Origin of the sequence: Gilliamella sp. W8145, from assembly GCF_016101145.1 — a bacterium.
Taxonomy (GTDB): Bacteria; Pseudomonadota; Gammaproteobacteria; order Enterobacterales; family Orbaceae; genus Gilliamella; species Gilliamella apis_A.
In genome coordinates, this window is the sequence record NZ_JACFRC010000001.1 from 193,847 (window position 1) to 208,895 (window position 15,049).

Consider the following 15,049-nt stretch of genomic DNA (forward strand, 5'->3'; position numbering starts at 1 on the left):
TATAAAAACTTACTCTGTTTCGCACAATTCTTTTAAATATTGAAAAATTTGTCTGGCTGTTTTTGGTGGTTTATTTGCATCTAGCTCTTTTTTAGCTGAACGCGCAAGTGTGCGTAATTGCTGTCTATCTGCGGTAGGAAATAACTCCATAATTGATTCAGCATCGCCAGTTTCTATCAATTCATCACGTAGTTTCTCTAATCGGTGAAACATGGCAACTTGCTGATTATGGCGATTTTTGAGTTTATCCAATGCCTGTGTAATCGGTTCAATATCACGATTTCTAAGTAATTTACCTATGTATTGAATTTGTCGACGATAGCCTTCTTTTTTTATTTTTTGAGCTAATTCAATAGAATATAATAAGTCTTCATCAAGTGGGATTTTACTTATTTCATTTTTGCTTAAATTGACAAGTTCGACACCTAATTTTTTAAGCACCTCGGCATCTCTTTTGATTTCACTTTTACTAACGTAAATAATTTCATCATCTTCTTGATTTATATTGAAGTCGGGTTCTAGATTTGGCTCTTGATTGTTATTCATGCTATTTCTTTTGTTAACTAAAATTAAATTCTGGCATATTATAACGTATCACTAGCAGAATTGTAGAAAATAATAAAATGAGTATTGAACAAATTAAAAAAGATGCGATAAGCCAACAACAACATCTATCCGCTATTGTTGCCGATGCTATCAAACAAGCACAAGCTCGGGTCGATTCAGTAGAGGTGTCGATTAATCAATCTACTGGTATTAGTGTCAGTACTAGAGAAGGTGATACTGAAAATGTTGAATTTAATAGTGATGGTGCATTAGGTATAACCGTTTATCAAAATCAACGTAAGGGTAGCGCATCTACTAGTGACTTGTCACCACAGGCGATCAACCAAACAGTGGATATGGCTATCAATATTATGCAATATACTTCACCTGACCCATGTTCTGGTTTAGGCGATCGTGAGTTAATGGCATTTGATATTCCTGATTTAGATCTTTTTCATCCAAGTGATTTAAATGTTGATAATGCAATAGAACAAGCAAAACAGACGGAACTAACAGCGCTTGCAAAATCTTCATTAATAAGTTGTGATGGTGGTTATTTTAATAGCCGTTATGGTGTATATGTTTATGGTAATAGTTTAGGAATGTTACAAGGCTATTGCGCCAGTTCACATTCGCTTTCTTGCTCGGTTATTGCTGAGCAAAATGGGCAAATGGAGCGTAATTATGCCTATACTTCATCTCGAGACGTTAATGAGATGCAATCACCAGCATGGGTCGGAAAACTCGCCGCTGAGAAAGCTGTTGCCCATTTAGGTGCTAAACAAATTCCAACCATGCAAGTACCTGTCCTTTTTTGTTCTGAAGTAGCCGTGGGTTTAATAAGGCATTTAGTTGCTGCAATTAGTGGTGGTTCGATTTACCGAAAGTCTTCTTTTTTGTTGGATAGTGTAGGAAAAGCAATTTTTCCCGCTTGGCTGACAATTTTGGAAGACCCATATATTTTAAGAGGAGTAGGTTCTTCACCATTTGACAGTGAAGGGACGAGAACTGTTAAGCGCAATATTATTGAACAAGGTATTTTGCAAACTTATCTGTTAAGTAATTATTCCGCCAAAAAATTAGGTTTAAAATCTACCGGACATGCAGGTGGTATACATAATTGGTTAGTCTCACCAAGCCAAACTGATGCTGATTTCACTGCAATGTTAAGAAAACTAGATAAAGGCGTTGTTATTACGTCATTAATGGGACAAGGTGTTAACAATGTGACCGGTGATTATTCGCGTGGAGCTACAGGTTTTTGGGTTGAAAATGGTAAAATCCAATATCCAATTAATGAAATTACCGTTGCCGGTAATCTTAAAGAAATATATCAGAATATTGTAGCGATAGGTAATGATATTGAAACAAGAAGTAATATACAATGTGGTTCAATATTGATTGAGAAAATGAGTATAGCAGGAAAGTAATTAAACATGGGAAAGTTTACTAATAGTGCATTATTCCAAAAAATCATTTTTTGGATGCCTGGGCTGATGAGTTTATTGCATTATAAGCGAGAATATCTCAATTTTGATATTAAAGCTGGATTGTCAGTAGCTGCGGTTTCGTTACCAGTTTCAATAGCATATGCTGAACTGACTGGCGTGGGAGCAATTGCTGGCTTATATTCGACCATCTTGCCACTGATTGTGTATGCACTATTTGGTTCTTCTAAACAATTAATCGTTGGGCCAGATACAGCAACTTGTGCAGTTGTAGCCGCTGTAGTTTTCCCTTTAGCTGCTAATGATCCCGTTTTACGTTGGCAATTAGTTGTATTATTAACCATTATGATTGGTATTTGGTGTCTAATTGCCGGTAAACTTCACCTAGGGGCTTTAGCTGATTTATTAAGCCAACCGATTTTAATTGGTCTTTTAAATGGTATATCAATTACGATTATGGTTGATCAGCTCGCCAAAACATTGGGATTTCAGTATGACTACTCTTATTTGATTGAGCGGATTGTTTATTTTCCTTTAAAGATATCACAAATTCATATATTAACTGCGTTAGTATCATTTTTTACTTTAGTAATATTGGTAGCTTTAAAAAAATTTAAACCACGTTATCCAGCACCACTGTTTGCGGTCATTATTATGACTTTTTTTTCATGGCTGTTTAATTTTGAACAATATAACGTTCGGATTATTGGTAGCGTGACCAGTGATTTCATTCCAGCAGAATCATGGTTAGATTTTGATAAAGGCTTAATGCGAAATCTAGTCGTTCCTTCTCTTAATATTGCCGTTATCTGTTTTGTTAGTATGATGATAACGGTACGTAGTTTTGCTTCTAAAAATAATTATGAAACCAATGCCGATGTGGAATTTAAAGCATTGGGTATGGCCAACATAGTTGCTGGGTTATCCCAAGGATTTGTTGTTAGTGGTACTTCATCTCGAACAGCTGTTAATGATGCTAATGGCGGTAAAACCCAATTAGTGTCAATCATAGCAGCTGTTTTAATTGGTTTTGTAGTGTTGTTCTTTTTATCTCCATTACAATACATTCCTACCTGCGTATTAGGCGTGATTCTCATCTATTCTTCGTTGTCACTTATTAATTTTCAAACCATTATTCGGTTTTTTAAATTTGATCGCGATGCATTCTATTTAAGTTTAACTACACTTATTTCAGTTTTAGTTATTGGTATTATTCCGGGGATGGCGCTGGCGGTTTTATTAGGATTATTTTTATTTTTACGTCGTGTTTTTAGACCGAATGATCAACTATTAGGTGTTGATGATGGTGGTCGAATTCATTCAATTGGTTCAGATGTCAAACCATTGAGTAATACTATGATTTATCGATTTAATTCGCCACTTACTTATTTTAATATTGCCTATTTTAAGCGTAGAATCATCAATTATATTGATGATTCTGCTGATCCGATCAATTATGTCATTGTCGATGCGATACCTTGTTTTACTTATAAAGATGTTAGTGTGTTGACGGGTATTGATGAATTGGTAAATTCATTAAAAGTTAGAAATGTTGTGCTAATTTTGGCTGGTCGACGCAAAACATTAAAAAATTGGTTTAAACAGATGAATCTTAAATTAGATAGTGATTATATCGAATTTGCTTATGACCTCTATTTTGCTGTGCGATTAGTGCAAAGTAAGGAGCATATGGATAGTAAAGAGGATGAAGAAGTTATTAACTAAACATTGAATAATCATTTTTAATTAACTAAGGGTAATTATGGCTAACATCAAAGATCGTATTAAAATTGAAATGCTTAGTACCGGTGATGAAGTTTTATATGGTCAAATTATTGATACTAATGCTGCATGGTTATCTGATTTTCTGTTTCAAGAAGGTATTATCATTACTTCTCGTCATACAGTAGGGGATAATTTATCAACGCTGATTGATACTTTGCAAGAGCGTAGTTTGCAAAATGACATTTTAATTGTCAATGGTGGATTAGGGCCGACTAGTGATGATCTTAGTGCTCAAGCAGCCGCACTGGCTAATAATGAATCGTTAGTTTTACACGAAGAATGGCTTAAGTCACTTGAGCGTTATTTTCTTAATCGTGGTAGGGCGATGCCTGCAAGTAATATTAAACAAGCCATGTTACCTCAAAGTGCGACGTTAATTGATAATCCTATTGGTACCGCATGCGGTTTTAAAATGAAGCTGAATAATTGTCTATTATTCTTTACTCCTGGTGTACCTTCTGAATTTAAACAAATGATTCAAAATGAGATTCTCCCCGAGATCAAGTTAAACTACCCGCTGACTGATAGCAAACTTTGTTATCGATTAACAACAATGGGCCGAACTGAAAGCGATTTAGCACAAGAAATTGACGCCGTACTCGAGATTCCAGAAAATATCACGATTGGTTATCGTGCTGCAATGCCTATTATTGAATTAAAAGCAATGGGTCCTGAAAGCCAAAGAAGTGAAATGGATAAGCTATGGCAACAAATTAAATCGATTGTTAATGCTAATTTGCTTTATGAAGGTGTATTAAATCAATCAGATGAGTCAGGATTGGCTCATGTGGTATCAAAATTATTGCACGATACAAATCAATCTGTCGTTATTATTGAACAGCAATCAGCGGGGATGATTAGTTATCAATTGCTCGAAGCTGATGCGCCTGTCATAAAATCAGAGATTGTACCTTTATTATTGGATGATCCGAGCAGTTATTTCACAAAATTATTAAAAGAACAAGGTGCTAATATTGCGATCGGTATTATCAATTTTCAAGAAAAGAATAGTCAATTTACTCTAATTATTGCAACATTAAAAAAAGTATTGCATTTCAACTTAAAGTATATTGGTCGAAGTCAAAGCAAAAGAACGCAGCAACAAGTTTTGGCAGCAATTGCATTGGATGGCTTACGACGTTACCTTTTAGATATGCCTATAATAGGTGCTAATGTTTGGCTAGAGGTAATGGAATAGATATTTATTATTTTAATTTATCTAAAATAGTGAATTTTGCATAACATAGTAATATTAGTTATGGACAATTCGCTACAAAATTAAGTAGAATAGCGGATCTTTCAATTGAAGCATATAAGTTAAAATATTAGAGGTAAAAATGGCTCGTGTAACTGTCCAAGATGCAGTAGAAAAAATTGGTAATCGCTTTGATCTCGTTTTAGTTGCCGCAAGACGTGCTCGTCAATTACAAGTCGAAAATAAATCGCCACTAATTCCAGAAGAAAACGATAAAGAAACTGTGGTTGCTTTACGCGAAATTGAAGATGGACTTGTCAATAAACAAATTCTTGATACTGCTGAATTCCAAGCTCGTCAAGATGAAGAATCAGAAGTGCGTACAGCCCTTCATGAAACGGTACTTTTAGAAAATACTCCTTCATACGAATAAACATTGCTGAGAATTGCCCATGCAATATTTTGAAAGCTTAAAAGAGGTAGTTGCATCTTATCTTCCTGTCAAGCAAGTTGAATTGATCCAAGCTGCATATCTCTTTGCTAAGCAAGCACATGAAGGGCAATTCCGATGTAGCGGTGAACCATATGTAACCCATCCAGTTGCTGTTGCAACCATTTTAGCTGATATGCGGCTAGATTATGAAACCATCATCGCTGCACTTTTGCATGATACTATCGAAGATACACCGGTAACCTTCCAAGATATTACGCAGAAATTTGGTAAGCATGTTGCAGTTTTAGTGGAAGGGGTTTCAAAACTTGATAAGTTAAAATTTAGAAATCGACAAGAAGCTCAAGCTGAAAATTTTCGGAAAATGGTTTTAGCCATGACCGAAGATGTGCGAGTAATTTTAATTAAATTAGCTGATAGAACGCATAACATGCGTACTCTTGGTGCTTTAAGACCAGATAAACGTCGCCGTATTGCTAAAGAAACTTTAGAGATTTATGCGCCATTGGCTCATCGTTTAGGCATTCATCATATTAAAACTGAGCTTGAAATACTTGGTTTTACTGCTATGCATCCTAATCGAGCTAAGGTTCTTAAAAAAGTGGTTAAAATTGCTCGAGGTACCAGAAAAGAACTGATCCAACAAATTCTCTCCGAAATACGAAGTCGTCTAGCAGATGCAGGTATTGATGCTCAAGTAGAAGCGCTTGAAAAGAATATCTATGCGATTTATCAGAAGATGCAACTGCGTGAACAACATTTTCATTCAATTATGGATATTTATATTTTCCGAATTGTAGTGGAAGATGTTGATGCTTGTTATCGTGCACTTGGTTTAGTGCATAATTTATATAAGCCACGTCTGAATCGTTTTAAAGATTATATTGCTATTCCTAAAGCTAATGGTTACCAATCATTGCATTCATCATTAATTGGTCCGCATGGTACCCCGGTAGAGGTTCAAATACGAACTGAAGACATGGAACAAATGGCGGAAATGGGCGTTGCTGCGCATTGGATTTATAATGAAAATGATGAGTTAAACAATACCACCACTCAGATTAAAGCCCAACGCTGGATGCAAAGTTTGCTAGAACTTCAGCAAAGTGTTGGTAATTCATTTGAATTTATTGAAAATGTTAAATCAGACCTTTTTCCAAAAGAGATTTATGTTTTTACTCCAAAAGGTCGTATCGTCCAATTACCTGAAGGCTCAACAGCAGTTGATTTAGCTTATGCAGTGCATTCTGATATTGGTTTCCAATGTATTGGTGCGTTAGTTGATCGTAAACCTTATCCGCTTTCTCAACCTTTAAGTAATGGCCAAACTGTCGAAATTATAACTTCGCCAGAAAGTCGTCCTAATGCTAGCTGGCTAAATTTTGTCGTTAGTGCTAAAGCACGATCTCGTATTCGCCAAGCACTAAAAACATTAAAAAGAGAAGATGCAATTGAGTTAGGGCGTCGTCTACTTAATTTAGCGTTAATTAAATCAGGTGGTATTGAATCGTTAACACTCAAACAGAAAGATCGTATTGTTGAGTTAACCAAGTTAACATGCTTCGATGATGTATTAGCCGAAATTGGTCTTGGTAACATCATGTCCCATTTTATTGTTAAAGGTTTAGAACATAAAGCGCTTTTATCTAATCAATCTGATACCAATAAAACCCTAGTTATTACCGGTAGTGAAGGCGTTTTAGTGACCTTTTCAAAATGTTGTCATCCTATTCCTAACGATCCGATTGTTGGCCATGTTAGCCCTGAAAAAGGTTTAACCGTTCATCATGAATCATGTCGCAATATTAGTGGTTATCAAAATAACCCAGAAAAATATATTGCACTTAAGTGGGCACCAAATATCGAACAACTATTTGTTGCTGAGATTTGGATAGATATTATTAATAGCCAAGGCACTTTAGGTCATATTCTTTCGATTATTAATGACGAAAAAGCTCATATTCAGTGGTTGAATACCGAAGAAAAAGATAGGCAAATTTATACAATTATTTTGCAGCTTGAAGTTAAAAACTCACAACAATTAAATGATTTAATTAGAAAGTTATCACTACAACAAGATGTAGTGAGTGTGATACGTAATATTAATTAATTATCATGTCTGATCGTTTACTAAACCATATACCACTAATCAAATTAGCTGGTATTGGTGCTAGTTTAGAAAGTAAATTCCATGCACTAGGCATTAAAACCATTCAAGATCTGCTATTACATTTTCCTCTCCGTTATGAAGATCGAAGTTCTTCTTGCGCTATCGGTGATGCTACAGTTGGCGAATATACCACTATTGAAGGTTGCATAATTAAAACAGAGATTATTTTTAAGCGTCGTCAAATGCTGTTATGTTATATTCAAGATGATTCTGGAATCGCTATTTTACGTTTTATGCATTTTAATGCAGGTATGAAAGCGTCGATGATAGTAGGAAAATGGATAAGTGCATATGGTGAAATAAAAAGCGGTAGAACTAATTTAGAAATTATTCATCCGCAATTTAAGATCAAAGCGAATAAAGCTGAACAAGCTTCGCTAAGCGATTTAAATGAAGAGCGATTTACACCTATTTATCCTTCTACATATGGATTGACACAAAATGTAATCCGTAAAATGATAAAATCGGCATTAATTTTACTGAAAAACAATTTACCAAATGAAATATTACCGGATCCATTAAGTCAAAATTATTTACCTATTTTAGATGCATTGAATATCATTCATAATCCTTCTATTACGACTGATATTGACCAGTTATTAGTCGGTGAACATCCAGCTATAAAACGTTTTGTATTTGAAGAGTTACTTGCGTATCATTTAAGCATGTTAATGATTAAAAGAGATAATCAAAAGCAACATGCTTATTCAATGCACAGTAATCAGCGATTGACTCTGCCTTTTCTAGCTTCATTACCATTTAATCCAACTCACGCTCAACAAAGAGTTGTACAAGATATCTATCAAGATATGACAAAACATATTCCAATGATGCGACTAGTGCAAGGAGATGTAGGCTCAGGTAAAACTTTAGTGGCAGCTATGGCAGCCTTAAATGCGATAGAGAATGGTCATCAAGTTGTTTTAATGGCGCCAACCGAAATATTGGCAGAGCAACATTTTAATAATTTTAAACAATGGTTTGAACCATTAGGTATTACTGTAGATTGGCTATCTGGTCGATTAACAGCTAAAAATAAGCAGCAGCGATATGAGGCTTTAAAGCAAGGTGAAATAACGATGTTAGTTGGTACCCATGCGGTGTTTGTTGATAAAGTTGAATTTTCCAATTTGGGGCTGGTTATTATTGATGAACAACATCGATTTGGCGTGAATCAACGGTTAAGTTTGTGGGAAAAGGGTATTAAAAATGCCATACATCCACATCAATTAATCATGACAGCAACACCAATACCAAGAACGTTGGCAATGACAGTTTATGCAGATTTGGATGTCTCAATAATTGATGAATTACCTCCGGGACGAACCCCTGTTACCACTGTTGTTATTCCTAATTCCCGTCGAGAAGAAATTATCGACAAGGTTAATCAAGCTTGTTTAAGTCATCGTCAGGTTTATTGGGTTTGTACTTTAGTAGAAGAATCAGAAACTTTGGATGCTCAAGCCGCTGAAATGTTAGTTGAGGAATTGAAAGAAAGGTTACCACACTTAAATATAGCACTTGTCCATGGCAAAATGAAATCTGATGAAAAGCAATCTGTTATGCAGGATTTTAAAGCGGGAGAGGTTCAACTTTTAGTTGCGACAACGGTTATTGAAGTTGGGGTCGATGTGCCCAATGCGAGCTTAATGATCATTGAAAATGCTGAACGTTTAGGACTTGCTCAACTACATCAATTACGAGGTAGAGTAGGACGAGGCAGTGCAATTTCACATTGTGTGTTAATGTATCAAGCTCCATTAAGTAGAATTGCTCAGGCTCGCATGAGAGTAATGCGTGAAAGTAATGATGGTTTTGTGATTGCCCAAAAAGATCTTGAAATTAGAGGTAGTGGTGAAATTTTAGGGACTAGGCAAATGGGGGAAGCGAATTTTAAAATCGTTGATTTAATCCGTGATCAGCATTTAATTAGCGAGGTGCAAAAAGCATCATATCTTATCTTAAGCGAGTCTCCAGAGTGCGCTAAACAACTTGTTGATTGTTGGCTTCCGGAACGGCAAAAATATATCAATGCTTAATCTTGTTCTTATTGATAAATTGCTTATAGTTTAGAATATTAGTAATTATTGTTTTGTTGAAATCTCTTTTCTTACTAGGATATATCAAAATAGAAAAGAACAATAAAAAAGTGGACTTAGAAAGTTGTTCTAGTCCACATCAGTTAGCTTTTTAATTATAAAAATGAACGGTATGGCAGCTCTGGTTCATCTGTAAAAATATCTCTGAATCCGCGATAATGTTGATAGTTCATTTTATGCTTATCAGTTGGATATGTATATTTACCACCAACTTGCCAAAAGAATGGTGTAAATTCATATTCAAGACGATCTTTTTTCATTCGCCAAAGTACTTCTATTTCACGAGGGTCACTTTGGAAATTAGCCCAAATATCATGATGGAAAGGTATCACGACTTCCGTTTTTAATGATTCTGCTGCTCGTAAAATGTCAGAAGATGTCATTTTATCCGTCACCCCTCTAGGGTTTTCTCCATAAGATAGCAGTGCAACATCAATTTTGTGATCATTACCATGTTTCGCATAATAATTAGAATAGTGTGAATCCCCAGAATGATAAAGTGAACCACCAGAAGTCTCGAATAGGTAATTTACAGCGCGATCATCCATACTATCTAATATTGATTTGTCAGTGGATGATACACCTTTAGGTAAGGTTACTAATGACGTTCTATCAAAAGAGTCTAATACGTGAATTGTGATATCACCAACTTCAATGGTTTCTCCTACCTTAGCAACAATACAACGTTCCTCTGGAACTCCCCAGCTTTTCCATAGCTTAACACAGGCTTTAGGGCCGATGAATTTTACTTTCGGTGAACAATTTTGAATGACTGCCGCTGCAACATTAACATCAATATGATCGGCATGGTCATGGGTTGCCATAACTGCATCAATCTCTTTTATTGCAAAAGGATCGAGGACAAATGGGCTAGTCCTTAAATTAGGTTGCAATTCTCTTACTCCTCCCATTCGCATCATTTGATGTTGTTTATTCATGAATGGATTTGCGTGAGTTTTTTTACCTGTACCACACCAAAAATCGACAGAAATATTTGTATTACCTGCAGATTTTAACCAAATTCCAGTACAAGCAAGCCACCACATGGTAAATGTATTTGGTTTAACCTCGGTTGTTTCTATTTCTTCATTAAGCCATGTTCCCCATTCAGGAAATGTATTTAAAATCCATGATTCTCTGGTAATTTCGTTCACTTTACTCATACTTTATTCCTTCTATATTTGCGTTTTTAAACTAAAATCACTTCAGTACCTTGTTCCTTTATCTTTTCAATTACTTCCTTATTTGCTTGTTTACCAGTAATTAAAATATCAATTTTAGTTACTGGGCAAAAAAGCATACCAGAATTAGCTTTAGTATTTATTTTAGAACTATCAACAACGACTACTAATTTTTCAATTTTTTCAAGTATTTGTTGTTCAGCCACCGCTCCTAGTATTTCATTCTTATACAGCCCATTGGGTGTTAATGTTTTACCACTTGTAAACATCCATTTTCCTGCATAAGAATCAGTTATATTTGCTATAGGATTTAGAATAATGTTTTGTGTTTTGTTATATAATCCTCCCATAATGATGACGTTTTCGTGATCATGTTCAATCAAGTAACAAGCTAAAGGAAAGTAGTTGGTAATGATCGAAACATTTTTACCACATAATTCACGACCTAATAAAAATGCTGTTGAACCACAATTAATAACTATATTTTCATCACTTCCACACAATTTTGCCGCTCTTATGGCAATACGTGCTTTTTCATGATAATGATCGGTATTATTATTTCCTATCGGTGCCCAAATTGGTTTTTGTACTTCTATTCGCATAATGCCATTACGAACTTTTTTTACTTTTCCGTCCTGATCGAGTTTTGTAATATCTCGACGGGCTGTCGCTGGTGATATTGCAAAATAAGAAACCAATTCAGTAACTCTTACCATCCCTTTTTCATTAACCATTGCCACTATTTCGTTGTGGCGTGATATTTCGTTCATTGTTCCCTCTTATTAATTTAATATGATTAAATTTGATTGAAAATGATGTTATTTATCATTTTGTATTTTGTCAATTATTTAAATATCAATATTAATAATCATAAGTTCAATATATTGATAATAATAGTTATATTTTTAGGTTTTGCTTCTGTTTTTTGAAGATAATGTGATGAATGTCACAATTGCTAAGTCAATAAGTTTAGAAAAGTGATCAATATCAAAATAATCATAAACAATCATTGAATGATTATTTTTGATTGTGGAATATAACAAGTGTTATTCAGCGAACTGAATAATATTAAATAGGTTGAAGTTCCATCTATGAGTTTTGCGATAGGTAATTATATAAAAGACATTTGAAGGTTATAGATACCTAAACAATAACGTTAACGTTAGAAATGTCGATAACCAATGAGAGGGACATATGGAAGTAATTTATAACATATTTTATATTTTTTATAGTCAGGTTATGACAAAGGCACCTTTATTATTAGGGTTGGTCACCATGTTAGGTTATTGCCTTTTACGTAAAGATATCACGACTATTTTAAAAGGTACGATTAAAACCATTGTTGGTTTTATGTTATTACAAGTTGGTTCAGGTGTTTTAGTTTCAACTTTTAAACCTGTTATTGCCAAACTTTCAGAATATCATGGTATTACAGGATCAATCATTGATACATATGCTTCTATGGTTGCGGTGGAAAATGGCATGGGTGAACACTATTCATGGGTTGGCTATGCTGTTTTACTGGCATTAGCTATTAATATCCTACTTGTTATTTTTCGTCGTTTAACTGGTATTAGAACGATTATGTTAACTGGCCATATTATGTTTCAACAAGTTGGTTTAATTACACTGTTTTATTTCTTATTTGGCTATAGCATGTGGGAAACCATTATCTATTCATCAATTATCACTGCGTTATATTGGGGGATATTCTCGAATATGATGTTTAAACCTACCGAAGCAGTCACTGGAGGAGCAGGTTTTTCAATAGGCCATCAACAACAGTTTGGTTCATGGATAGCGGTTAAGTTAGCGCCAAAATTAGGGGACAAAAATGATTCTGTTGATAATTTAAAACTACCTAAATGGTTACATATTTTTCACGATAGTATTGCTGCAACTACAATAGTTATGACGATATTTTTCGGAATTATTTTACTTTCATTTGGCTTAGATAACTTACAAACAATGGCTGGATCAACCCATTGGACTATTTATATTTTTGAAACAGGACTTAAATTTGCTGTCGCAATTCAGGTTATTGTTGGTGGTGTAAGAATGTTTGTAGCAGAGTTATCCGAAGCATTTAAAGGCATTTCTGAAAAATTAATTCCGAATGCGGTTCTTGCTATCGATTGTGCTGCTATTTATGCATTTTCTCCTAATGCAATGGTATTCGGTTTTATATGGGGCGCATTGGGTCAATTTTTAGCTATTGCACTATTACTGATTTTTAAATCTCCAATCATGATTATTCCTGGATTTATCCCGATGTTTTTTTCAAATGCAACAATAGGGGTATTCGCTAACCATTTTGGTGGATGGAAAGCAGTAATGAAAATCTGTTTTGTGATGGGAATGATAGAAGTATTGGGTTCGGCGTGGGTAATTAATATTTTTGCTCAACATGGCACACCAATTGATTCATGGATGGGAATGGCTGATTGGGCAATTTTATTTCCTCCAATTTTACAAGGCTTATCTTTCTCTCATTTATTCATTTATTTACTAATCGGACTAGCACTGGTGTATATGTTTTTTGCTGCAAAAAGATTACGAGCAGAAGAAGCATTACAAAAAAATCGACTAGAAGACAACGATGTTAGCCAAGATATTAATGAAGCTGTTGTTGAAAAAATGGATGAAGTAGCAATCAGTGAAGGTCAACCGATACGTATTCTTGCTGTCTGTGGTAGTGGTCAAGGCTCGTCAATGATGATGAAAATGAAAATAGCTAACTATTTAGATAAAAAAGGTATTCCAAATATTATGGATTCATGTGCAGTTACGGATTACAAATCACGATTGCCTAACGTTGACATTATTGTTGCTTCAAAGCATTTAATTCATGAAATTGAAGTTAATGAAGGACAACATGCATTAGGTGTACAAAATATGTTAAATCCACAAACATTTGGCGATGAACTCATCGAGATTATCAATAAAGTTAATGCTAAATAGACAAAATATACTAAAAAGGAGGCTAACATGGCTTTCAAAGAATCATTAATTGAAAATAACTCTATTTTACTAAAAGCAGACGCTAATAATTGGCAAGAGGCGGTGAAGTTAGGTACTGATATGCTTATTGCTTCTAATGCAATTGAATCATCTTACCATGAAGCAATCATTCATTGTGTTAACACAATGGGACCTTACATTATTATTGCTCCAAATCTCGCTATGCCACATGCCAGACCTGAAGATGGTGTAAATCGCACTGCTTTTGCGTTAGTTACCTTGAAAAATCCAATATATTTTGACGGTGAAGTTGCACCTGTTGATGTACTTGTCACGCTTGCTGGCAGTACATCTGATCAGCATATGGAAGGTTTGATGGAAGTGATAAAAATCGTAGAGGATGAAAATAGTGAAACAGGTATTGATTTAGATAAATTAAGATGCTGTAACACGAAAGAAGATGTCTATGCTGTCATCGATCAGGCATTGAATGGAGGTTAAATATGTTTCTAGCTTTAAAAGACCGAGTATTACAAGCTAACTTATTATTACCCAAATATCATCTTGTCACTTTTACCTGGGGTAATGTTTCAGAAATTGATCGTAAAAATGGGGTGATAGCTATTAAACCCTCTGGTGTTGAGTATAGTGATATGGCTATTGATGATATTGTCATTGTGTCATTAACGGGTGAAATAATAGAGGGTCATTTAAACCCTTCTAGTGATACAGCTACACATATTGAACTTTATAAAGCATTCCCAAATATTGGTGGGATTGTCCATACTCATTCGCGATATGCAACCGTTTGGGCGCAAGCTGAATTGGATATACCAGCACTAGGCACTACACATGCTGATTATTTTTATGGTGATGTACCTTGTACTCGTCGACTAACTGATAGTGAAATTGCTACAGATTATGAAAAAAATACCGGTTTAGTCATTATTGAAGAATTTAGGCGTAAAGCTATTGATCCTGGTGCTATGCCTGGTGTGATTGTTTCAGGTCATGCGCCTTTTTGTTGGGGTAAAAATGCTTCGAATGCTGTTCATAACGCGGTAGTTCTTGAAGAAGTGGCAATGATGGCCATTTCAACTCGACAACTTAACCAAACAGTTAAAATTCAACAAACATTATCCGATAAGCACTATTTCCGTAAACACGGTGCTAATGCTTATTATGGCCAAAATAAAATAAATTAAGGAAATAA

The 15,049-nt window shown here is 34.9% G+C and carries 12 protein-coding genes; 9 read left to right on the plus strand and 3 right to left on the minus strand.

Annotation, left to right across the window (positions count from 1 at the left end):
• Window positions 1-9: 9 nt before the first annotated feature.
• On the minus strand, window positions 10-546 hold the full coding sequence (gene yjgA / locus H3T80_RS00850) for a ribosome biogenesis factor YjgA (protein WP_198199251.1): 537 nt from the start codon (window positions 544-546) through the stop codon (window positions 10-12).
• Window positions 547-623: 77 nt separating this feature from the next.
• On the opposite strand from yjgA, the gene pmbA reads away from it, so the two are divergent.
• From pmbA to recG, 6 genes are all read left to right on the plus strand, one after another.
• Window positions 624-1,976, plus strand: a complete 1,353-nt coding sequence (gene pmbA, locus H3T80_RS00855) for a metalloprotease PmbA (RefSeq protein ID WP_198199253.1) — start codon at window positions 624-626, stop codon at window positions 1,974-1,976.
• 6 nt (window positions 1,977-1,982) lie between these two features.
• Window positions 1,983-3,719, plus strand: a complete 1,737-nt coding sequence (locus tag H3T80_RS00860) for a SulP family inorganic anion transporter (RefSeq protein ID WP_198199255.1) — start codon at window positions 1,983-1,985, stop codon at window positions 3,717-3,719.
• A 37-nt stretch (window positions 3,720-3,756) separates the two neighbouring features.
• Window positions 3,757-4,977 carry a CinA family nicotinamide mononucleotide deamidase-related protein gene (locus H3T80_RS00865; protein WP_198199257.1) on the plus strand — a complete coding sequence of 407 codons (1,221 nt, stop codon included), beginning with the start codon at window positions 3,757-3,759 and terminating at the stop codon, window positions 4,975-4,977.
• A gap of 139 nt (window positions 4,978-5,116) precedes the next feature.
• Window positions 5,117-5,407 (plus strand): DNA-directed RNA polymerase subunit omega, encoded by a 291-nt coding sequence (rpoZ, locus tag H3T80_RS00870; RefSeq protein ID WP_034903119.1) that lies wholly within the window; start codon window positions 5,117-5,119, stop codon window positions 5,405-5,407.
• Between the two features lie 19 nt (window positions 5,408-5,426).
• Window positions 5,427-7,535: a bifunctional GTP diphosphokinase/guanosine-3',5'-bis pyrophosphate 3'-pyrophosphohydrolase gene (gene spoT / locus H3T80_RS00875; protein WP_198199259.1), complete on the plus strand. Its 2,109-nt coding sequence runs from the start codon at window positions 5,427-5,429 to the stop codon at window positions 7,533-7,535.
• 5 nt (window positions 7,536-7,540) lie between these two features.
• Window positions 7,541-9,634: an ATP-dependent DNA helicase RecG gene (gene recG / locus H3T80_RS00880; RefSeq protein ID WP_198199262.1), complete on the plus strand. Its 2,094-nt coding sequence runs from the start codon at window positions 7,541-7,543 to the stop codon at window positions 9,632-9,634.
• A gap of 155 nt (window positions 9,635-9,789) precedes the next feature.
• Here the strand turns inward: recG and ulaG are convergent, their stop codons facing one another.
• Together ulaG and ulaR are read right to left on the minus strand one after the other, a co-directional pair.
• The gene (gene ulaG / locus H3T80_RS00885) at window positions 9,790-10,857 is read right to left on the minus strand and encodes an L-ascorbate 6-phosphate lactonase (RefSeq protein ID WP_198199264.1); all 1,068 of its coding nucleotides are present in this window, start codon (window positions 10,855-10,857) and stop codon (window positions 9,790-9,792) included.
• A 26-nt stretch (window positions 10,858-10,883) separates the two neighbouring features.
• Window positions 10,884-11,645, minus strand: coding sequence for an HTH-type transcriptional regulator UlaR (gene ulaR / locus H3T80_RS00890; RefSeq protein ID WP_086363484.1), 762 nt, complete (start codon window positions 11,643-11,645; stop codon window positions 10,884-10,886).
• 469 nt (window positions 11,646-12,114) lie between these two features.
• Between ulaR and H3T80_RS00895 the strand changes: the two genes are divergently transcribed.
• Genes H3T80_RS00895 through H3T80_RS00905 form a run of 3 tightly spaced genes read left to right on the plus strand, consistent with a single transcriptional unit; the run spans window position 12,115 to window position 15,041 of the window.
• The gene (locus tag H3T80_RS00895) at window positions 12,115-13,836 is read left to right on the plus strand and encodes a PTS ascorbate-specific subunit IIBC (RefSeq protein ID WP_232350069.1); all 1,722 of its coding nucleotides are present in this window, start codon (window positions 12,115-12,117) and stop codon (window positions 13,834-13,836) included.
• Between the two features lie 27 nt (window positions 13,837-13,863).
• Entirely contained in the window at window positions 13,864-14,337 is a 474-nt protein-coding gene (locus H3T80_RS00900) for a PTS sugar transporter subunit IIA (RefSeq protein WP_110448241.1), read from the plus strand.
• A gap of 2 nt (window positions 14,338-14,339) precedes the next feature.
• Entirely contained in the window at window positions 14,340-15,041 is a 702-nt protein-coding gene (locus tag H3T80_RS00905; protein WP_198199266.1) for an L-ribulose-5-phosphate 4-epimerase, read from the plus strand.
• Window positions 15,042-15,049: the final 8 nt, after the last annotated feature.